Source organism: Pseudomonas sp. 10S5, assembly GCF_035019745.1.
Lineage (GTDB): Bacteria > Pseudomonadota > Gammaproteobacteria > Pseudomonadales > Pseudomonadaceae > Aquipseudomonas.
In genome coordinates, this window is the sequence record NZ_JASJVL010000012.1 from 129,112 (window position 1) to 150,729 (window position 21,618).

The window sequence follows — 21,618 nt, forward strand, 5'->3', positions numbered from 1 at the left end:
CTCAGGTAATTTTTGGCTTGTGCCTAAATTAAGCCTTTGTGTCTTTCAGTAAGGAGGTCAGTAGCGATGCGCATTTTGATTGTCGGGGCCGGTGCGATAGGCGGTTACTTCGGTGGGCGGTTATTGGAGGCGGCACGTGACGTGACGTTTTTGGTCAGACCTGGCCGCGCTCAAGAGCTCGACCGTGACGGCCTGGTTGTCCGAAGTCCGCTAGGCAATATCGACTATCCCGCGCCCCCGCATATTGCGAGTCAGGAGCTGAGCGGTCCGTATGATCTTATATTGCTGAGTTGCAAAGCCTACGATCTGGATGCAGCGATGGATTCATTCGCCGCGGCGGTCGGTCCTGATACAGCTATTTTGCCGCTGCTTAATGGTATGGCTCACCTTGATTGTTTGGCCGTACGTTTCAGCCAGTTCAATGTGTTAGGCGGACAATGCCTGATTTCACTGGACCGAGACGCATCGGGCACTATCGTGCACCTCAACGAGACCAATCAGCTTACTTTTGGTGAGCTGGGCGGTGAATCGACCGCACGGGCCCAGCAGATCGCCAATGCGTTGGCTGGTGCCGGCTTTGAGGCCAGGCTCAGCTTGAGCATTCTTCAGGAAATGTGGGAAAAATGGTGTTTCATAGCGACGGGCGCAGGCATCACCGGCTCTATGCGTTCGGCCATCGGTGATGTGCTGGTCGCCGGCGGGGAATCGTTGATTCTCAACTTGTTGAGGGAGTGCGCTGAAGTTGCCGACAAAGCTGGTTATCCGATACGCCCGGAGGTGTACCAGCGCTTTGTAAAAATGCTGACGTTGCCAGGCTCCAAAATGACCGCTTCAATGCTGCGTGATATAGAGCGTGGCGCGCCGATCGAGGTTGACCATGTGCTCGGCGATCTGGTTGCACGTCGGGATGCAGATGCCGTTGGAACGGCTGGTTTGTCGATGTTGGGGGTCGCTTATACCCACCTCAAAGCTTATGAGGCAAGGCGTTTGCGGGGATAGAAATGTTCGCCAGCAAACTGCCTCCTGGATTATTTTTAAGATTGCGCGTCAGCTTGGCAAGCCTGCTGCCGACGCTCGGATACCCTGAAATAATTTAGCACCAGCACTTCAATCAGCAGCGCCACGTCCAACGCTCCAACGCTGACTTGATCATTCGGGTCTTGCTTCCCTCTCACGCTCACTAGCGCAATGCGTCCTGCAAACTACAATTTGCAGGAGTATGGGGTTCGTGTAGTTCTGGGTGCGCAGGAAGAGAGTGTTCATTTATGCCTAAACTTTCCCAAGAACCCGTCTCATATTCTGACGACTCGTCACAGGTTCAGGAGAGGTGAAGGCATGCCGGTCAAACACGATTTGTTAAAGGATCTTAACGTTACAAAGGAAGACGTCGCCGCGCTTAGGAGCAACGACGACAGGCTCAGCCAATTGCTTGATTCGTATGAAGCAGTTGACGCCGAAGTCGTCGAAGCTGAGTCCGGAGCCTCGGGATATGTAACCGATGATCAACTTAAAAAGCTCAAGGAAAAACGCTTGTTGGTTAAAGACAAAATCGTCCAGCGTCTGACGTTGGCAGACTGATTTTTCCCGTTGTCGGGTAACAAAAGCGGGGCCTGTCATGCTCCGCTGATTTAAGCCGGTGAACTCGGGTCGCTTGTATTGACGCTGTTATCGGCAAGCCAACTTCCCACCACGTTCCTGTCCACCGACCCGATGCAGGTCATGTGTGATTACTGCGGTCCCGCCGTCCAGCGCAGGGACAGCGCATCCGCTCGGCGAACGATACGTCGCGGGGTGAAACGCCATAGTCGTTCAGCACCCTGGAATGTGGCGATTTGTGGCGAATCGAGAATGACCTCGACGTCCCCGGTCATCTGCAGTAGCTCTCCGGTGGCAAAGTCAACAAACACCAGCCCGCCCTTGGGGTTAAGCAAAAAATTACCGAGGGTGCAAAAAAATAGATTGCCGGCAAAGTCTGGAATCATCAGCGTGCCGTCATCATCGACTAGGACGAACCCAGGATTGCCGCCACGGTGCGAGACATCGACTTTACGGCGCCCGTCTTCATGGTCAACGTAAGACGCTACGAAGAATGTAGCGGCGTTGCCGATCAGTTCGCGAGCAGGGTCATCCAGCCGATCTAGCCAGCACACCGAGGCCGACGTTAGCGCTTGAGCAGGCCGATTGAAACCGAACTGGCGTAGCTGAATATACTGCGGGCAATTGCCGAAGCTTTCTTCGACCACAATGCTAAATCCCGAATCGTCACTTCTGTTGATCGAGCCGTTTAGGCGGTTACGCCGTCGGGTTCCCATATCGATTCCCAACAAGCCGACGTTGTGACTTTGATCCAGGCCGCTTTCTGCCGGGTCGGCAAGGTCTCGTGGCAGTTGCAGTGTTAAGTGGTTGAGGTCGGGCGCAGAGGCGAACCCCGGCTCACCGGCGCGCAAGGTAGCCCAGACATCGCCCTCTGCATCTACTGCTCCCAGCACTACGAAGGGCAGCAAAGCAAAAAAATTGCGGTGTTGCTCAACCAAGTGGTCGCGGATGTTGCGCCGGCCTAGCCCATCCATGCGTTCGGCGACGTTAAGGCTTTGTTGAATTGCCAGCTCACCCGCATGCCAAGGCGATTCTGTTTGTTGCTCCAATTTTGTGATCATGGCATCGCCCTCGTTATTGCCCTAATTAAGTGGGTTTACCAACTGACATGCCTAGGCGGTCAGCCCCACAGAGGTTTTTTGGAATGGCACGAAGCCAGGCAGATTTTCAACCCGGGTCAACCAGCCAAGAATCAGCGGGTAGGCCGCCAGATCCACGTCGCCTTCCGGTGCTCTGGCGATGTAACTGTAAAGTGCGATATCAGCCACGGTTGGATGGAGGCCTGGGACAATCCAGTCAAGGCCCTCGAGCGCCTTTTCAACCTGTTTCAAAATGGCATGTGAACGGTTGATCGTGTCCACTGCGTCAAGTTTTGCGCCGAAAACGTTGACCAATCTAGCCGAAGCCGGGCCCCGGTTAATTTCCCCCGCAGCCACTGATAACCAACGCTGAACACGCGAGGCTTCCAAAGCGGTTTCCGGCAGCCAATCGGTTCTGCCAAATTTTTTCGCCAAGTACACCAGGATTGCATTGGAATCACTGATCAGCTGGTCGCCGTCTTCCAGCACAGGGACTTGTCCGAAGGGATTGATGTTCAGGAACTCCGGGCTTTTTTGAGCTCTGGTGAGTAAATCGACTTCAGTCAACGAATGGTCGACGCCCAGCAATGAAAGAAACAGTAGTGCGCGATGGGAGTGACCTGAGAGCGGGTGAAAATAAAGCTTCATAGCGAGCACCTTCAGAGCGTTTGGAGCGTGGGTTTGTTTTGCCTGAATCGATGTTAAAGGACTGGCCAAGTTGAATAAATGCTGAAATCGGAAGATCATTACTCCATATAACGGACTAATAAAGGAATGCCCATGGACACTATGCAGTCAATGCGGGTGGTGCTTGGAATTGTCGACCACGGTAGCCTCACGGCTGCGGCGGAAAAACTTGATGTCTCTCTGCCCACGGTCGTCAGGGTCTTGGCGTCTATCGAGCAGCATTTGGGAGTGCGACTTTTTGAGCGTACTACTCGGCAAGTACGTATCACTGAAGAGGGGCGGTTATACGCCGAGGTGTGTCGCACCGTGATTCGCGAGATCGGACACATCGAAGATGTGTTTCGCGATAGAGAGAGCGAGCCCAGTGGTGCGTTAAACATCACGGCGCCGGTATTGTTCGGACGCCTGCATGTGGCGCCGGTGTTAAACGGGTTTATGACCCGCTTCCCCAATGTCACTGTGACTTTGAATCTGATTGATCGGGTAACGGATTTACTCGAGGAGGGAATCGACATCGCGGTGCGCATCGGTCATGTCTCGGCACCTGATCTGGTCGTCGTGCGAGTTGGCCAAGTGCGCCGTTATCTGTGTGCGAGCCCCACGTTGCTGGCGATACTGAGAACCATCAAAAGCCCGGCGGACCTTGCCAATGCGCCGTTCATTCGCTTGGGTGGATTGGTGTCAGGCGCTCAGCTCACGTTGCAGGATCACGGCAAACCGGTGACGGTGAAAATGAACAATATCAGGATGACTACTAATAATGGCGATGCAGCCATTTCGGCGTGTCTGTCGGGAGTGGGCGTAGGTTTCTTCCTGTCTTATCAGGTTCAGCAACTGATTGATGAAGGAAAGCTGGAACGAGTGCTTATCGATTATCAGCCAGAGCCGCTGCCGGTCTCATTGGTGTACTTGCCGTCAAGGCGGGTATCGATTCGCTCCCGGGCATTTATTACGTGGTCCAAGGAAAAACTAGGCGAACGTTTGAATGAGTTTGCAGGAGTCGAGCGTTCGTAGCCCAGTGATTGAGGTGGTTCGCCCCGAATGCAAGGCCCCGTTCCCCTCCAGGGCCTTTCATCTACAACTTAAACGCTTTTATCCATTACGCTCAGGCACCGCGCATGGACTATCCCAACCCATGAGTAGAACCCGGGTTGCTGTGAGAGTTGTTCGACTGCGGGGTGTCAGTCGACTGATTGTTGGGTGGCTGCTGACTGCTAAAGGCCTGATGGTCAGACGATGCGCCATTTGACGATGCATCCTTATCGTTATCCTCCACGGGCTTTTTCACCTCGTTGGCCATGTCCTTACCGATTTCGGCGGCCTTGTCGTAGCCCTCACTGGCCATCTGTTTTGCCTTGTCCGTCAGCGAATCGCTGGCGTGCCCCATCATCTGATTTTCCTTGTCCGTGATAGGCAGTGCGGCACCTGCTAACGCGCCCAGCGCGATACCGATGGCAGCTAATGCCAAGGGTTGCTCGTTTAGCAGGTAATTGAAGCCCGACTTTATATTTTCAGATTGCTGGTGCAATGCGTGAGTCGCGTCATGGGAGCCCATATTCACCTGATGCCCGGCCGACGACATTTTATCTGTCACGCTATCAGTCAAGTGGCTGGCCTTATCCTTGAGACGGCTTGCGCCATCCTGGAGGTCGTGAGCCTTATCCTGCACCTTCGCTTTGACATTGCCCAACGTATCGGAAACCTTATCAGCCATGTTGCTGATGCGGTTGCCCAATGCGTCAAACATCGACGGGCCTGATGACGCGTTAGAGTAACTGGGGCTTTTGTTCGAACCCATCAACAACCACACCACGCCAACCGAGGTCAGCAACGTAGGTACCGGATTAGCCTTGATGGTATTACCCAAATTGCTAAAAAACTCACCGCCATTGCCGCGAGTAAAGGACATCACTTGATCGATTAATTGACCGGGGGAAAGCTTGCTTTCTAGCGCGTCAACCAGGCTGCCGATGCTAGAGCGCTGCGCGTCTATTTCACGCTCCAATGATTCCGGGCTCTTGTGCGACTCGACGTCAAGGCTGCTGGCGCCTGGAGGGCTGGTCTGGTAACCGGTGTTGTCATAGCGATTGTCTTCAAAACTGCTGTCAGTACTCATGAGACTTTCCTCTGAATGGCTTCCTTATCCTTTTGCAAGGAGTTCACTGTGCGCTCGGGCGTGAAGTGGGTGGCGTCAAAGGTTTTTTTGCCCGATTGCAGCATAACCACGCCGATGACCATGACCACCAAGCCAACAATCAGTGCGGCTAGCCAGGGGGCCATTATCATTGCCAGCGCATAAACCGCCGACATCAGCAAAATGATCAACCCGGCAAACAGCACCATGGCGCCGCCTGCAACGGCAGCAATGCCGGTCTTGGTGGTGTTGATCGATTCGTTGATTTCTGCTTTGGCCAAGGCCAACTCTTTGGTAACCAACGCCGGCACTTCGTGGGCCAATTGACGAATCAGGCTGATGATTGACGACTCGTTTTCAGGTGCGCCGGACGGTGGGAACTGTTGACTTGTGGGCATCACACTTCTCCTTTGGACAGCCCGTCTCTGGGCAAATCGTCAGATAAATGGCCGGGACCAAAAGCTTTTTCATTCAGCGGTGACGTTGAAAAGCTATCGGGCACCCCCGGTCGTGCGCTGTGGTAAACGTCATCGGTGCGAGGCGGCGGGGTCGGAAAACCTTGCTTGCTGCTGGCAGACGAGTCGGACTCGGATTTATAGCCGGACCCGCCATGAGCATCAGGCGCTTTTGACGGTGATTTAGAGGCATCTGTACCCGATGAGGGGTCCGAGCTTGATGCTTTCAAAAAGCGCGACAAGCCAAATCCGACGGCGATGCTACCGGTGAGGAACAAGGCTGGATTTTCCCGCGCAAGTTGGCCGGCCTGGCGTAACAGTTCATCAGCGCTTTTTCCGCGAAGGTTGTCGGCAAGGCTGGTCATGCCTTGAGCAATATCAGTGACGTAGTGGGACAAGCCCAAGGTGTCGTTTTCTTCAAACTGCTCCGCTGCCGATTTGGCGGTTTGCGCCAAATGATCGATCTGGTCCGCCGCGGTATCCCGGTACTGTTCGAACTGAGCTGCACCGTGTTCCTTAGCGCCCTGAAGGGCAGCTTTGGCATCGTCTTGCAAGTGTTGCAAATGCTCCGTAGCGGCTGGCTTGCCGCCTTGGTCGCTACCGCTGGATGAGTTCTCGTAGGTTGTGGCCATCATCATTCACCGTCGTTTATGCCTTTAAAAGTAAAGGAGAACGTTCAGCTCAAACACTTCGGGCTGCTCGTCTTCTGGCTTACAGAAGATGGACTGAGGGATTTCCGACGGAGTTCGAGGCGGCAGACAAATGGTATCGATTGGCAAAACACTGGCGAATGTGGGGAGGTGGAGGCAGACAAAAAAACGGCGTCACCAAGACGCCGGATTTGTCCATCTGACACAGAGTCAGATGGCTCAGAGGGTGTGTGAACGATTACGAATTCATTGTGGATCTTGCTGTGGAGCGATCTCGGCCTGGATACGTTTGTAAATCTCTTCGCGATGCACAGAAACATTTTTGGGTGCGTTAATGCCGAGCCGGACCTGAAGGCCCTGAACGCCAAGAATCGTAACGGTGATCTCGTCACCAATGTTTATGCTTTCGCCTACTTTTCGGGTGAGTATCAACATAATCTTTTCCTTGATGGCCTCTTGAAGCGCCTCTACCAAGAGGTGGCGTGCGCCGTGCGGGGTGATTGTTGCCGAGTACGTCCAAATGAGTCCATCAATAAGACGTCATAAGGGCATATTTAATTCCTTTGAACGCTTTACCTGCCATCAAGTTGTGGTTTCGATGCTTAAAGAAGCTTACGCAGGTCGGACTATTTTTTGAACCTCGACGTTCGCCTATCAAGGCAATTGTCAGATAACTGTCAGGTGTAGTGCAGGGTGCGCGCTAATGCTCTGAACTAATTCCGCCAATTTCTGATCTTTAGTTCTGAGCTTTCCACTGCGGAATCGGACTATCTCATGAACTCTTCCCTTGACGATTACCAGCGTAAGCGTGATTTCGAAGCGACCCCGGAACCGTCCGGCGTGCCTCGTGGAAAGCTTTCTGGCGCACGAAAAAAAATAGCTCAAGCGCTACAGTTTTGTATTCAAAAGCACGCCGCCACCCGTCTACATTATGACTTTCGCCTGGAGCTGGACGGCACCTTGAAAAGTTGGGCAGTGCCGAAGGGCCCTAGCCTGGATCCAAGCGTTCGGCGCTTGGCTGTGCATGTTGAGGACCACCCCCTCGACTACGCATCTTTTGAAGGCCAAATTCCTGAAGGTCACTACGGGGCCGGGGACGTTATCGTTTGGGATCGAGGCATTTGGCTACCCCAAGGCGATCCAGCTGAAGCCTATGCCAAAGGCAGGCTCAAGTTTGAGCTGAAAGGGGAGAAACTCAACGGCAGCTGGAATCTGGTGCGTACCCATCTCAAGGGTAAGCAAGAGCAATGGTTTTTGATCAAGTCCAACGATTCGCAGGCGCGTCCGGCGTCCGAGTACGACATTGTTGTCGATCAGCCAGACAGCGTGATCAGCGACCGTACCCTGATTGGGAAAAAGCGCGGCAAGCCAGCGGCCGAGCCAAAACCGGTGGCCAGCCCAAAGAAAAAAGCATCACGCGCCAAACCTCAACAAACAGTTACGGATTTAAGCGGTGCCCAACCGCTGCCTCTTCCAGAGTCAATCAAACCCGAGCTCGCGACGCTGGTCGATACCGCCCCCGAAGGTGATTGGCGTTACGAAATAAAATTCGACGGCTACCGGATCATGGCTCGGATCGACAACGGCGAAGTTCGTCTGTTTACCCGCAATGGCCATGACTGGACCGCAAAAATGCCCCGGCAGGCCCAAGCGTTGGCCAAGCTAGGGTTGGAGTCCGCTTGGCTCGATGGTGAAGTGGTGGTGGCTAACGAGGAGGGCATGCCGGATTTCCAGGCGCTGCAAAATGCCTTCGAAAGTGAGCGCAGTGACGTCATCGTTTTTTACCTGTTCGACCTGCCGTACTTGAACGGCATGGACTTGCGCGAAGTGCCGGTTGAACAGCGGCGTTCAGCGTTGTCGACGGTTCTGGAACGTAGCCCCGACAACGTATTGCGGTTTTCCGAAGACTTTACGGAGTCGGCCGACAGCATGCTCGAGAGTGTCTGTCAGATGAAAATGGAGGGGCTGATTGGCAAACGAGTCGGTAGCCCCTATGTGTCGCGACGCAGCAGCGACTGGATCAAGCTCAAGTGTAAGCATCGCCAAGAGTTTGTAGTGGTGGGCTACAGCGAGCCCAAAGGCAGCCGCCATTCGTTCGGAGCCTTGCTGTTGGGCCTGCACGATGCCGACAGTGGCCAATTGCGCTATGCGGGCAAGGTCGGGACCGGATTCAACGAAGTGACCTTGCGCAGCATTCACAAGCAGCTCACGCCGCTGGAGATTAAAAAGCCCGCCGTGGTCAATCCGCCCACCGGGTTTGAAGTAAAAGGCGTGCATTGGTTGCGGCCCGAGCTGTTGGCGGAAGTGGCGTATGCGCAAATCACCCAGGACGGCTCAGTCCGACACTCTGTGTTTCATGGTCTGCGTAACGACAAGCCAGCTTTGGAAATCACCGAAGAAAAACCTAAACCAGTCACCGAGGTGCAGATGCCGGTGAAACCGAAAGTCCCCGCGAAAAAAAAGTCCACAACGAAAGCTCCCGTCGCTGATGCCAGTAAAATCAGAATCACCCACCCTGAGCGGGTGATCGATGCCAGCAGCGGTTCGACCAAAATGCAGCTGGCGCAATACTACGCGCGCGCATCGCATTGGATACTGCCGCACTTGAAGGACCGGCCCGTGGCGTTGGTTCGGGCGCCGGAAGGGATCGGCGGCGAGCTGTTCTTCCAAAAAAACGGCGAGAAACTGGCGATTCCGGGCATTACTACCTTGAGCAAGGAAATTTCCGGCCAGCCGGTCATGATCATCAACAACCCCGAAGCGCTGATCGGTGCGGTGCAAATGAGCACCATCGAACTGCATACCTGGAACGCTACCTCAGACGATCTGGAGCGCCCGGATCGTTTCATCCTGGACCTGGACCCGGACCCCGCGTTGCCGTGGAAGCACATGGTCGAAGCGACACAGTTGACCTTGGCGATTCTTGACGAACTGGGCCTGACCTCTTTTTTGAAAACCAGCGGCGGCAAAGGCATCCATATTGTGGTGCCCTTGACGCCAAAGGCCAGTTGGGAAGAAGTGAAGGTGTTCAGCCAAACCATCGTCAAGCACATGGCTAAGTTGCTGCCTGACCGTTTTTCGGCGGTGTCTGGGCCGAAGAACCGTGTCGGGAAAATTTTTATCGACTACCTGCGCAATAGCCAAGGTGCAACCACGGTCTGCGCGTTCTCGGCACGCACCCGCGAGGGGTTGCCGATTTCTGTGCCGGTGTACCGCGATGAAGTGGCCGAACTCAAAGGCGCCAATGGTTGGAACATCCATAACGCCATTGAGCGCATGGCGGATCAGGACCAAGACCCATGGGTCGAGTATTCCACCACTCGCCAAACCCTTACCGCTGGCATGCGTAAACGGCTGGGGTTGAAGTGACGCTGATCTGATCGCGCCCGCCTGAGCGCAGGCGCGATCATCTCCTCGTCAGACGACTAGCGACAGCAGCAAGATGAATACCAGACCCACGACTGACAGAATGGTTTCCATCGCGGTCCAGGTTTTAAAGGTTTCAGCGACGGTCATATTGAAATACTGCTTCACCAGCCAGAAGCCCGCATCGTTGACATGGGACAGAATCAGCGAGCCGGCGCCGGTAGCCAGCACCAGTAATTCACGGTTAACCCCTGGAATCATGCCGACTACGGGCGCAACGATACCGGCCCCGGTGATAGTCGCTACTGTGGCAGAGCCGGTGGCAATCCGCACCACGGCAGCCACCAGCCACGCCAGTAGTATCGGTGAGATTTCAGCACGGACGGCCATGTGACCGATCACGTCGCCAATACCGCTGGCCACCAACATTTGTTTAAAACCACCCCCTGCGCCCACGATCATCACAATCGCCGCAACGGGCGCCAGGCTTTGATCAAGCAGTTTTAAAATCTCTTGACGAGAGAATCCACGCGCCGCGCCAAAGGTGTAAAACGCCAGCAACAGGGCGGCCAACAGCGCGGTAATCGGATGACCAATCAAGTCCATCCAAACGCGGATCGCGCTGTTGTCTGGCAGGGCAATGTCGGACAGCGTTTTTAGCAACATCAAAAATACCGGCAACAGGATCGTTACCACGGTGATACCGAAGCTCGGCAGGTTGTCACGTTTCGATTCTTGAGCGAGCTGGTCCATCAATTCCTGGTTGGGCGTACCAGGTACGTATTTGGAAATCCATTTGCCATAAATTGGCCCTGCGATCATTGCGGTTGGCAATGCCACGATCAAACCGTAAAAAATGGTTTTGCCAATATCGGCGCCGTATACACCAATGGCCAACAGCGGGCCTGGGTGCGGTGGTACCAAACCGTGAACAGCCGACAAGCCAGCCAGCAAGGGAATCCCGATTTTAACGATGGACAGGCCGGTACGCCGGGCGACGATGAACACCAGCGGAATCAGCAGCACAAAACCAATTTCGAAGAATAACGGGATGCCCACTAGAAACGCAGCAAACATCATCGCCCAATGCACATGCTTCTTGCCGAACACCCGAACCAGGGTTTGCGCAATTTGATCGGCGCCGCCCGAGTCGGCCATCAGTTTGCCGAGCATAGTACCCAGCGCCAGCAGAATACCAACGAACCCGAGCACGCCACCGAAGCCGTCCTGGAAGGACTTCATGACCTTGTCTACCGGCATGCCCGAGGTCAACCCAAGGAAGCCCGAAGCGAGGGTCAGTGCGATGAAAGGGTGAACTTTAAAACGGGTGATCAACAGCACGAGGCCGATGATGGTCACCAGTGCATCGACGAGCAAGTACGTTTCTTGGGTCATACCGAACATGGGTGCCTCTCCAGTTGTATTTTTTTTTATAGCGGCGTTATGACTGCCGCGAGGCTTTCCACCAGGCCGCAGCTTGTTCGCCCAACGTCTCGATGGGAAGCGTAGCGTCAACGGCCAGGGTCAGAGGTTCGCCGTTAGGCGGCTCAAGGGTTGCGAACTGGCTGTCGACCAGGCTCGCAGGCATGAAATGTCCAGGACGGTGTTCGCAACGTTCAATCGCGACTTCCCTGGTCAACTCAAGAAACACGAAGCCCAGTGCTGGCACTGCATGGCGCAACGTCTCGCGGTAACTGTGTTTAAGCGCGGAGCAGGTCAGCACCGGGAGTTCGCCGTTCTGCACTGCAGTCGCCAACTCTTGGCCTAAACGGGTCAGCCAGCCGGCACGGTCTTCGTCATTGAGGGGAATGCCGGCGCTCATCTTTTCAATGTTAGCGGCGGGGTGAAAGGCGTCGCCCTCAATCAGGCGACCGCCACTGCGCGAGGCAATGGCAGCCCCGACTACACTTTTGCCGCAGCCGGAAACACCCATCACCACGAGGGCGGAAATAGCAGTATTCATAATCACCTCAGCTGAAGACAGCGCTATCTTTGGCGGCTTGAATAAAAGCCTGGCCAGGCTGCTTCCAGTTCTTGTCATTGTTTTGGGTAGATCAAATCGATCGTCAGACGCGGCATACATTGCTCGTACCCTTTTTCGGTGCGAATAAGTAGCGAGAAAATCATTGCGAGGGTGCGCGAGACAGCGCTACCTTAGAGCTCATTAGCAACATTTTGCAACCCCTCTGAATGATTGGCAGCGCATGACCCGCATTGGTTCCCGTTCCACTGGCCGTCCGACCCTTAATGAGGTCGCACGCCTGGCCACTGTTTCTCCTATCACCGCGTCGCGGGCATTGCGAGGTGTCGCTACGGTTGCGCCAGAACTGGTGGAGAAAGTCCGTGCTGCGGCGGTGAGTCTTGGCTACGTCGCCAACCCTGCCGCGCGGGCATTGGCGTCGGCGCACAGTCAGACCGTGGTGGTGCTGGTGCCGTCGTTATCCAATCAATTGTTCATCGAAACCCTGGAAGCGATTCAAGCTGTTTTGCGTACTCGCGGTCTAGAAGTGGTGATTGGTAACTATCACTATTCGCCAGCAGAGGAAGAAAACTTACTGCGCAGCTATTTGGCGAATCGTCCGCGTGGGCTGTTGCTGACTGGATTCGATCACACCCCGGCTGTACGTGAACTGCTCGCGGCCAGCGGTGTGCCTTGCGTGCACATGATGGAACTCGACCCCTTGCGCGGCGCCTATTGCGTGGGGTTTTCCCAAGAGCAGGCGGGTGCTGAAGCGGCTCGGCATTTGCTGAGTCGTGGTCGCCGTCGATTGGCGTACATGGCGGTGCAACTCGACCCTCGGGTGTTGCAACGGGGCGAGGGTTTTCGCCGGGTGCTGCGTGATGCTGGCGTTTACGACCCGGTGTTGGAAGTGATGTCGCCGCTGCCTTCATCCATCGGTTTGGGCGGTGAATTGTTCGCGAAATTGCTTGAAGAACACCCGGACGTGGATGCGGTTTTTTTCTGCAACGACGACTTGGCCCAAGGCGCATCGCTTGAGGCCCTGAGGCGAGGCATTAAGATTCCAGAGCAAGTGTCGCTGATCGGTTTCAACGATCTGCCGGGGTCGGCGCACATGGTCCCGCGCCTGACCTCGATTCGCACCCCAAGGGAGGCCGTCGGCCAACGGGCCGCGCAATTGCTGTTGGGATTGATCGAAGGCATCGCCCAGGAACCGCAAGTGGATCTCGGGTTTGAATTGGTCGTGCGGGAAAGTACGTAAATGTCTGTGCTGAAGCTTTGGTCGGCAAGCCTGCGAAGGCGGTGTGCAGGGCACACCGCCTGGCCAGTTACTGTTGTTTAAATGCCAAGCGGAACTCATGGAGCAACGGTTCGGTATAGCCGCTCGGTTGTTCGCGGCCTTTGAACACCAAGGCGCACGCCGCCTGGAACGCTACTGAACCGTCGAAATCCGCCGCCATCGGTTTGTACAGCGAATCCCCCGCGTTTTGCTGATCAACCACTGCTGCCATGCGCTTGAGGGTGTCCAGGGTTTGCGCTTCGCTGATGACCCCGTGGCGCATCCAGTTGGCCATATGCTGGCTGGAGATTCGTAGCGTCGCGCGATCTTCCATCAGCCCGACGTTATGAATATCAGGCACCTTGGAACATCCAACGCCTTGTTCCACCCAGCGCACGACATAACCCAACAGCCCCTGAGCGTTGTTTTCGACCTCTTCACGAATCTGCTCAGGCGTCCATTTGGCGGTCGGTGATACCGGAATCGTCAGCAGGTCGTTGAGGATTTGATCGCTCTCGCTGGCCAGATCAACTTTTTCCAGTTCTTCCTGAATCGCCCTGACGTCAACCTTGTGGTAGTGCAACGCATGCAAGGTCGCGGCGGTCGGTGAGGGTACCCACGCGGTGTTGGCACCGGCTTTTGGATGGCCGATTTTCTGTTCAAGCATATCGGCCATCAGGTCCGGCATCGCCCACATACCTTTGCCGATCTGTGCCCGGCCGCGTAAACCGCACGCCAGACCAACCAGCACGTTGCTGCGCTCGTAGGCCTTGATCCATGGAGTGTTTTTCATCTCGCCTTTACGCAGCATCGCGCCGGCTTCCATGGAGCTGTGCATCTCGTCGCCAGTACGGTCGAGGAAGCCGGTGTTGATGAACGCAACCCGAGCCGACGCTTCAGCGATACAGGCTTTCAGATTGACGCTGGTACGCCGTTCTTCGTCCATGATCCCCATTTTCAGGGTGTTGCGCGGCAGCTTGAGCAGGTCTTCGACACGGCTGAATATCTGCGCGGCGAATGCGATTTCGGCCGGGCCGTGCATTTTTGGTTTGACGATGTAGACACTGCCAGTGCGCGAATTGCCGCGACGGGCCAGGTCATGCAGAGCGATGAGGCTGGTGATCACGCCATCGAGAATACCTTCGGGAATCTGATGACCTTCGCCGTCGACAATCGCCGGGTTGGTCATCAAGTGGCCCACGTTACGGATCAACAGCAACGAACGGCCGTGAAGCTTCAGTGCGCTACCGTCTGCGGCGATGTATTCGCGGTCGGCGTTCAAGCGGCGAGTGATGGTTTTGCCACCTTTGACCAGGTCTTCAGTCAGGTCGCCCTTCATCAAACCGAGCCAGTTGCGATACACCGAGACCTTGTCGTCGGCATCGACGGCTGCGACCGAATCCTCGCAGTCGATGATGGTCGACACGGCGGCTTCCAGCAGTAAATCCTTGACGCCTGCTGCATCGGTCTTGCCAATGGCGCTGGAGGCGTCAAATTGAATTTCGACGTGCAGGCCGTGGTTTTTCAGGAGGATGGCGACAGGTTGAGATGCCTCACCTTGATAGCCGATGTATTTTTCAGCTTGCTTGAGTGCGGTCTGACTACCATCGGCCAACGTGACCATGAGTGTTCCGGCATCAACCGCGTAGCGCTGGGCGCCTACGTGGGAGCCCTTGGCCAGCGGAGCGGCCTCGTCCAGAAAAGCTCGAGCGAAGGCCACGACTTTGGCTCCTCGTACGGGGTTGTAACCGCTGCCTTTTTCCGCGCCGTCGGTTTCGGCGATGGCGTCGGTGCCGTACAACGCGTCATACAACGAGCCCCAACGGGCGTTGGCCGCGTTCAGCGCGTAACGGGCGTTGACCGCCGGTACGACCAACTGCGGGCCAGCCTGGCTGCTGATTTCGATGTCAACGTTAGCGGTGCTAGCCTCCACTCGAGCTGGCTGCGGTTGCAAATAGCCAATTGAAGTCAGGAAGGCTCGGTACGCCGACATGTCGCTGATTGGACCAGGGTGAGCCCGGTGCCAAGTGTCCAGCTCGGTCTGCAAGCGATCGCGCTCGGCCAGCAGCGCACGGTTCAGCGGCGCCAGTTCGTGCACCAGCGCATCGAAACCGGTCCAGAAGGCTTCACGGTCCAGGCCTGTACCCGGCAGCACTTCGTCATCGACAAAACGTTGCAGGTTGGCCGCCACTTTCAGGCGTTGGCAGTTCACAAAATCAGTCATGTCGGGCTCTCTTATTCAATTCGTAAGCAACCCCTGTAGGAGGCCGCCGAGTGCTGCGTTCAGCTGTGCAGCAGCCCACAGCACCTACTGGTCTAAACGATGATTACTTCAGGCAATCTGCGCCCGCTTTAGCCACTTGGGCGTCCTGGTCAGCTTTGACCCCGGACACGCCCACGGCGCCAATCACCTGACCATCAACGATTACCGGCACGCCACCTTCGAGAGACGTCAGCAATGGCGCGGACAGGAAGGCGTTGCGGCCACCGTTGACCATGTCTTCATAACCTTTGGATTCGCGACGGCCCAGCGCGGAAGTGCGGGCTTTTTCCATCGCGATGTAGGCGCCAATGGGCGCGCAGCCGTCCAGACGTTCCATGGCCAAAGGATGGCCGCCGTCGTCAACCACGGCGATCGACACAGCCCAGTTGTTTTTCAGCGCTTCGGCGCGGGCGGCAGCGAGGATCTGGCCAACTTCGGTCTGGCTCAATACGGCTTTGGTTTTCATCTGATTCTCCAATAAAACGTTATTAGTCGATTAATGCAGCGCATCTTCGACGAGTTCAATCCAATGCCTGACCGGAGTTCGGCCGGCGCTGTCCAAATGGGTCTGGCAGCCGATGTTAGCAGTGACAATCACGTCCGGCTTGCCGCTTTCCAGCGCGTTCATCTTGTTGTCGCGCAATTGCTTGGACAACTCGGGCTGGGTAATAGAGTAGGTGCCGGATGAGCCGCAACACAAATGCCCGTCGGGCACGGCGGTCAGGTTAAAGCCTAGTCGGATCAGCACGCTTTCAACCGCGCCACCGAGCTTTTGTGCGTGTTGCAAGGTGCACGGGCAGTGAAACGCCAAGCGCACATCGCTGTTCACGCCAAGCTTTTCCAGCGGCTCCTCGCGCAGCACCTCCACCAGGTCTTTGGTCAGCGCGCTGACGCGTTGCGCTTTGCTGGCGTAGGTTGGGTCGTCCCGCAGCAAATGGCCGTAGTCTTTGACAAACGCGCCACAACCGCTTGCGGTTTGAACGATGGCTTCGGCGCCATTTTCAATACCGGGCCACCACGCATCGATGTTACGCCGGGCGCGGTTCAAGCCAGCATCCTGAGCATCCAAATGGTAGTCCACCGCGCCACAGCAACCGGCCTGGCTGATAGGGGTAACGCTAATGCCCAAACGATCAAGCACCCGAGCAGTGGCGGCGTTAGTGTTAGGCGATAAGCCTGGTTGCACGCAGCCTTCGAGCATTAACACACGCCTAGCATGCTGCGGGGCCGGGCGCAGGCGGGCCGGGTGGATATCTTTGGGCAGTTTGGCTTTCAGGGCGCTTGGCATTAGCGGACGGAATGCTCGACCTAACTGAATCAGCGTTTTAAACAGCGCCGCATTAGGAACCACAGCGCGTAACCCAGTGCGCAGCAACCGTTGATTAAGCGGGCGGGGCACCGCCTGATCAACCACCGCGCGACCGATATCCAGCAGGTTGTGATAATCGACGCCGGACGGGCACGTGCTCTCACAGTTGCGGCACGACAGGCAACGGTCCAAGTGAAGCTGGGTTTTTTCCGTGACCTCATTGCCTTCAAGCACTTGCTTGATCAAGTAAATGCGTCCGCGTGGGCCGTCCAGTTCATCGCCCAGCAATTGGTACGTCGGGCAGGTGGCATTGCAAAAACCGCAATGCACGCAGCTGCGCAGAATGCTTTCAGCCTCCTCAGCGCGGGACAGCTGTTTGGCTTTTTCGCTCAATGTCGTTTGCATGGTCAGATCTCTGCGTACATTCGGCCCGGATTGAAAATCCCCTTCGGGTCGAGTTGAGCTTTTAACTGGCGATGGTAGTGCAACAAAGGCGTGGCCAGCGGCTGGAACGGGCTGTCGATGGCGCCGTGGCTAAAGCATGTCACATGGCCTCCGTGTTTACTGACGACGGCGCGAATGTGCTCGGCGTCGGCATCGGATTTCAACCAGCGCTGAGCGCCGCCCCAATCGACCAACTGTTCTCCGGGCAATGCCAACGCACCGGTATTGTTCGGCAGCGACAGGCGCCACAAGGTTTGACCTTCATCGAAAAAGCTCAGGCGCTGCTCGTTGAGGTCGCTCCAGTACTGGGTGTCGAGCAATTCACCGCCGAGGCGATCGTGGGCTGCCGCTACCGAACCTTCCCCACCTTCGAGTCGTAATCTTAATACACGACCGTCATGGCTGGCGGCGCTGATCGGAATCGGCTGCTGGCCCCATTCGGCAAGCCTGCGCAGGGCATGTTCAGTGTCCATTTCCAAGGCGATACTGATGCATTTTCGCGGCTTTGGCAGAACTTTCAGCGACACTTCGGTCAGCAGGCCAAGGCAGCCAAAGCTACCGGTCAATAGCCGAGAGAGGTCATAACCGGCGACGTTTTTCATCACTTCGCCACCAAAGCGCAAATGTTTACCCAAGCCGGTTATCACCCGTGTACCCAGCACGAAGTCACGCACTGAACCCGACCATGGGCGGCGTGGCCCGGAAAGCCCGGTCGCCACCACGCCGCCAATCGTTGCGTCACCGATGCCGTTTTGGCTGAAGCTGGGTGGTTCGCATGGCAGCATTTGCCCAGCCGCTTCCAGCGCGGCGTTCAATTCGTGCAGCGGGGTTCCGGCGCGGGCGGTGATCACCAGTTCGGTCGGGTCGTAAGTCACAATACCGCGATGGGCGCGGGTATCGAGAATTTCTCCGAAGACTTCGCGACCCAAAAATGATTTGCTGTTACCGCCCTGAATCCGCAGCGGTGTGCCATTTTGATAGGCCTGATTGACTTGCTCCAGCAGCGTGGCGCTGGCGTCGAGATCAGGCTGGGTGTGATCTTTATGAGCGAGCATTAAAAACGCTCCAATTCTGGGAAGGGCAACTTGCCCATGTGTACATGCATGGCGCCAAATTCAGCGCACCGATGCAGGGTAGGAATATTTTTGCCGGGGTTGAGCAGGCCGCTGGGATCAAACGCCGCTTTCACCGCATGAAATAGGGTCAGCTCGTCGCTGTTGAACTGAGCGCACATCTGGTTGATTTTTTCGCGGCCGACGCCATGTTCACCTGTGATGCTGCCGCCGACCTTGACACACAGCTCAAGAATTTTGCCGCCCAACGCTTCGGCACGGTCTAGCTCGCCGGGTTGGTTGGCATCGAACAGAATCAACGGGTGCATATTGCCGTCGCCGGCGTGAAACACGTTGGCCACCCGCAAGCCGTATTCTTCGGACAGCGCGGTGATGCCTTTTAGCACTCCGGGTAATGCACGGCGCGGAATCGTGCCGTCCATGCAGTAATAATCTGGAGACAAACGCCCGACGGCCGGGAAGGCATTTTTGCGTCCGGCCCAAAACCTGACGCGTTCGGCTTCATCCCGGGCCAGACGTACTTCGGTGGCACCGGCGTTTTCCAGCACTCGGCGAACCCGCTCGCAATCGTCATGCACGTCGGCTTCGACGCCGTCCAGTTCGCACAGCAAGATGGCTTCGGCGTCCACCGGATAACCAGCATGAATAAAATCTTCAGCTGCACGGATCGCCAGGTTGTCCATCATCTCCAGACCACCGGGGATAATGCCTTCTGCAATAATATCGCCTACCGCCCGGCCGGCTTTTTCCACCGAATCAAACGCGGCCAATAACACGCGTGCGACTTGCGGTTTAGGCAGCAATTTAACCGTGACTTCAGTGATGATCCCAAGCATGCCTTCGGAGCCGGTAAACAGCGCCAGCAGGTCAAAGCCCGGTGAGTCTAACGCTTCAGAACCGAGGGTCATGCGTTCGCCATCGACCGTGAGGATCTCGACTTTGAGCAGGTTGTGCACGGTCAGACCGTATTTTAGGCAGTGCACGCCACCGGCATTTTCCGCGACGTTGCCGCCAATGGAACAGGCAATTTGCGAGGAGGGGTCTGGCGCGTAATAAAGGTCGAACGGTGCCGCCGCTTGAGATATCGCCAGATTGCGCACGCCGGGTTGGACACGGGCGAAGCGCGCAGCAGGGTTGATTTCAAGAATTTGGTTGAAACGCGCCATTACCAGCAATACGCCTTTTTCCAGCGGCAATGCGCCACCGGATAATCCTGTGCCAGCGCCTCGGGCCACAACCGGTACCTGGCGTTGGTGACACAACTTGAGCAGGGTCTGTACTTGCTCGATGCGCTGGGGTAAGACCACTAGCATCGGCACGGTGCGATACGCAGACAAACCGTCGCATTCGTAAGGTTTGAGCTCTTCTTCGCGGTGGAGAATGTCCAAATCTGGCATCTGTTCGCGCAATGCCAGGTACAGACCGGCCTTATCAGAAGGGGGCAATACACCGTCGACGCGTTCGTCGTAGAGAATGTTCATGGTGGGCTGACAACCCTGTGTTGTTTTTTATTGGAGATCGTGTGGCTGATCCACTGACTTGCATCATTGGCTGTGAGCGCAGTACTGTCCATGACTTACGGAAGTGGTCGAACCAGTTTTTTTGACTGGAGAATCAATGTTTATTAAAAAAAATGCTGTTTTTCAAGTGGTTAACTTGCTGAATTGATAAAGGTGTTGTGATGTTTATGACTGGTCATACCAGTGGAGAGCAGGATTGAGTATGTCTTCTGTACCACGTGCGCCGCAGGTGGCCGATGTTGTGTGCGAGCGTATCGAACGCTTGATCGTCGACGGCGTGTTGAAAACCGGGCAGATTTTGCCGTCCGAGCGGCGTTTGACGGAGAAGCTTGGCGTGTCTCGCACGGCGCTGCGTGAAGGCCTGAAGTTGCTCCGCGCGCGGGGGATTATTGACACAGAGCAGGGTAAAGGTTCGTTCGTCGCGCAGCTGTCGGGCCATACCGCCACGTCGCCGCTGATGCACCTGTTCGGTTCGCAGCCGCGCACGCTGTACGACCTGTTTGAAGTGCGCAGCCTGCTGGAAGGGGAGTCCGCACGCTTGGCAGCCTTGCGCGGCACCGACGCCGATTTTGTGTTGATCACCCGTAGCTACGAAGCGTTGATCGCGGCCCACGGCCAACCGCTGGAGGCATCGGGGCATGCGCGACTGGATCATGCGTTTCACCTGGCAATTTGTGAAGCGTCGCATAACCCGGTGCTGGTCCAGACCCTGCGCTCGCTGACGGACCTGCTACTCAATACGGTGTTCGCTTCGGTCAACAATCTGTACCACCGTGAGCCGCAGAAGCGCCAAATCGACCGCCAGCATGCGCGACTTTATAACGCGGTTACAGGAAGGCTTCCCGAGCAAGCGCGCAAGGCGGCGATTGCGCACATTCAAAGCATCAGCGAGAACCTCAAGGAAATCGAGAACGAGGAAGATCGCTTGGTGCGCTCGACGTTGCGGTTGGAGGGGTGGACGTGATTGGCGACGCTTCCGGGGTGGGTCAGTATTCTCCCAACTTGACATCACCCCCTTGTCTCCATCAACTTACGCATTGCGTAATCAAATTACGAACATAAAAACGTGCAACGAAGCAGGCCGCCCCGTGGACTTATTTACCTATTACCGCTCAACCTCGAGTTATCGAGTGCGAATCGCTTTAGCGCTGAAGGGCCTGACGTACCAGTCGATTGCGGTTAACTTGATCCGCGACGGCGGTGAACAGCTAAAGCCTGATTACCTCGCCATTGATCCTCAGGGTCGGGTGCCTGCGTTGCGGTTGGACAGCGGCGAAGTGATCATTCAGTCGTCGGCTATCATTGAGTACCTCGAAGAGTGCTATCCGCAGCCGCCCTTGTTGCCAGCAAATTTGATCCAGCGCGCGCAACAACGGGCCGTTGCGGCCCTGATCGGCTGTGATATTCATCCGCTGCACAATGTCTCGGTGTTGAAGCGCTTGCGTGGGTCGGGAAGCCCGGAGCCGGAGGTGATCGCGTGGATCGACCACTGGATTACCGAGGGTTTCAGCGCTGTCGAAGCGCTTATAGGCGAAGAGGGGTTTTGCTTCGGTGAACCGGGGCTAGCCGACATATTTTTGCTGCCACAGCTGTACGCCGCTCGGCGCTTCAACGTCGATTTGACCGGCTATCCGAAGATCTGCCGAGTCGAGCGCCTGGCGTTGCAACATACTGCTTTCCAGTCTGCGCACCCCGATGCGCAATCCGACAAGCCAGAGTGATCCATTCAACATGAGAGTCCTGGGCTTACAGCTGATTTTCGGCGATTTTCTCGCCCGCAGTGTACGCGGCATCTCTTGCGCG

20 protein-coding genes are annotated in these 21,618 nt (G+C 56.1%); 7 read left to right on the forward strand and 13 right to left on the reverse strand.

Annotated features, from left to right (window positions below):
* Positions 1-66: 66 nt before the first annotated feature.
* Positions 67-999 carry a ketopantoate reductase family protein gene (locus tag QN378_RS15010; protein ID WP_323549801.1) on the forward strand — a complete coding sequence of 311 codons (933 nt, stop codon included), beginning with the start codon at positions 67-69 and terminating at the stop codon, positions 997-999.
* A gap of 336 nt (positions 1,000-1,335) precedes the next feature.
* On the forward strand, positions 1,336-1,578 hold the full coding sequence (locus tag QN378_RS15015) for a DUF465 domain-containing protein (protein WP_322204454.1): 243 nt from the start codon (positions 1,336-1,338) through the stop codon (positions 1,576-1,578).
* 149 nt (positions 1,579-1,727) lie between these two features.
* On the opposite strand, the gene QN378_RS15020 is transcribed toward QN378_RS15015, so the two are convergent.
* Entirely contained in the window at positions 1,728-2,657 is a 930-nt protein-coding gene (locus QN378_RS15020; protein ID WP_323549797.1) for a pyridoxamine 5'-phosphate oxidase family protein, read from the reverse strand.
* Between the two features lie 51 nt (positions 2,658-2,708).
* The gene (locus tag QN378_RS15025) at positions 2,709-3,323 is read right to left on the reverse strand and encodes a glutathione S-transferase (protein WP_322204450.1); all 615 of its coding nucleotides are present in this window, start codon (positions 3,321-3,323) and stop codon (positions 2,709-2,711) included.
* A gap of 132 nt (positions 3,324-3,455) precedes the next feature.
* Between QN378_RS15025 and QN378_RS15030 the strand changes: the two genes are divergently transcribed.
* Positions 3,456-4,376, forward strand: coding sequence for a LysR family transcriptional regulator (locus QN378_RS15030; protein WP_322204448.1), 921 nt, complete (start codon positions 3,456-3,458; stop codon positions 4,374-4,376).
* Positions 4,377-4,485: 109 nt separating this feature from the next.
* On the opposite strand, the gene QN378_RS15035 is transcribed toward QN378_RS15030, so the two are convergent.
* The 4 genes from QN378_RS15035 to csrA form a co-directional block, all read right to left on the reverse strand.
* A complete protein-coding gene (locus tag QN378_RS15035; RefSeq protein ID WP_322204447.1) occupies positions 4,486-5,478 on the reverse strand; it encodes a DUF3618 domain-containing protein in 993 nt (330 codons plus the stop codon).
* Positions 5,475-5,894, reverse strand: a complete 420-nt coding sequence (locus QN378_RS15040; protein WP_323549794.1) for a phage holin family protein — start codon at positions 5,892-5,894, stop codon at positions 5,475-5,477. The genes QN378_RS15035 and QN378_RS15040 overlap by 4 nt, the downstream gene beginning before the upstream one ends.
* The gene (locus QN378_RS15045) at positions 5,894-6,583 is read right to left on the reverse strand and encodes a hypothetical protein (protein WP_322204444.1); all 690 of its coding nucleotides are present in this window, start codon (positions 6,581-6,583) and stop codon (positions 5,894-5,896) included. The genes QN378_RS15040 and QN378_RS15045 overlap by 1 nt, the downstream gene beginning before the upstream one ends.
* A 264-nt stretch (positions 6,584-6,847) precedes the next feature.
* Entirely contained in the window at positions 6,848-7,036 is a 189-nt protein-coding gene (csrA, locus tag QN378_RS15050; protein ID WP_297843550.1) for a carbon storage regulator CsrA, read from the reverse strand.
* 339 nt (positions 7,037-7,375) lie between these two features.
* On the opposite strand from csrA, the gene ligD reads away from it, so the two are divergent.
* Complete coding sequence (ligD, locus tag QN378_RS15055) at positions 7,376-9,970, forward strand: DNA ligase D (RefSeq protein ID WP_322204442.1); 2,595 nt, start codon at positions 7,376-7,378, stop codon at positions 9,968-9,970.
* 48 nt (positions 9,971-10,018) lie between these two features.
* Here ligD and QN378_RS15060 read toward each other — a convergent pair whose 3' ends face one another.
* Positions 10,019-11,371, reverse strand: coding sequence for a GntP family permease (locus tag QN378_RS15060; protein ID WP_322204440.1), 1,353 nt, complete (start codon positions 11,369-11,371; stop codon positions 10,019-10,021).
* A gap of 37 nt (positions 11,372-11,408) precedes the next feature.
* Positions 11,409-11,900: a gluconokinase gene (locus QN378_RS15065; protein ID WP_322206891.1), complete on the reverse strand. Its 492-nt coding sequence runs from the start codon at positions 11,898-11,900 to the stop codon at positions 11,409-11,411.
* A 271-nt stretch (positions 11,901-12,171) separates the two neighbouring features.
* Here QN378_RS15065 and QN378_RS15070 point away from each other — a divergent pair, with 271 nt between their 5' ends.
* A complete protein-coding gene (locus tag QN378_RS15070) occupies positions 12,172-13,188 on the forward strand; it encodes a LacI family DNA-binding transcriptional regulator (protein ID WP_322204438.1) in 1,017 nt (338 codons plus the stop codon).
* 67 nt (positions 13,189-13,255) lie between these two features.
* Here QN378_RS15070 and QN378_RS15075 read toward each other — a convergent pair whose 3' ends face one another.
* From QN378_RS15075 to glcD, 5 genes are all read right to left on the reverse strand, one after another.
* On the reverse strand, positions 13,256-15,430 hold the full coding sequence (locus QN378_RS15075) for a malate synthase G (RefSeq protein ID WP_323549791.1): 2,175 nt from the start codon (positions 15,428-15,430) through the stop codon (positions 13,256-13,258).
* 103 nt (positions 15,431-15,533) lie between these two features.
* Complete coding sequence (locus QN378_RS15080; protein WP_322164993.1) at positions 15,534-15,935, reverse strand: heme-binding protein; 402 nt, start codon at positions 15,933-15,935, stop codon at positions 15,534-15,536.
* A 30-nt stretch (positions 15,936-15,965) separates the two neighbouring features.
* Positions 15,966-17,183, reverse strand: coding sequence for a glycolate oxidase subunit GlcF (gene glcF, locus QN378_RS15085; RefSeq protein WP_322204434.1), 1,218 nt, complete (start codon positions 17,181-17,183; stop codon positions 15,966-15,968).
* A 2-nt stretch (positions 17,184-17,185) separates the two neighbouring features.
* Complete coding sequence (glcE, locus tag QN378_RS15090; protein ID WP_322204432.1) at positions 17,186-18,277, reverse strand: glycolate oxidase subunit GlcE; 1,092 nt, start codon at positions 18,275-18,277, stop codon at positions 17,186-17,188.
* Positions 18,277-19,776 carry a glycolate oxidase subunit GlcD gene (glcD, locus tag QN378_RS15095; RefSeq protein WP_322204430.1) on the reverse strand — a complete coding sequence of 500 codons (1,500 nt, stop codon included), beginning with the start codon at positions 19,774-19,776 and terminating at the stop codon, positions 18,277-18,279. The genes glcE and glcD overlap by 1 nt, the downstream gene beginning before the upstream one ends.
* A gap of 241 nt (positions 19,777-20,017) precedes the next feature.
* Here glcD and glcC point away from each other — a divergent pair, with 241 nt between their 5' ends.
* Both glcC and maiA read left to right on the forward strand, forming a co-directional pair.
* Complete coding sequence (gene glcC / locus QN378_RS15100; RefSeq protein ID WP_322204428.1) at positions 20,018-20,779, forward strand: transcriptional regulator GlcC; 762 nt, start codon at positions 20,018-20,020, stop codon at positions 20,777-20,779.
* A gap of 124 nt (positions 20,780-20,903) precedes the next feature.
* Complete coding sequence (gene maiA / locus QN378_RS15105) at positions 20,904-21,536, forward strand: maleylacetoacetate isomerase (RefSeq protein ID WP_322204426.1); 633 nt, start codon at positions 20,904-20,906, stop codon at positions 21,534-21,536.
* Positions 21,537-21,618 lie beyond the last annotated feature (82 nt).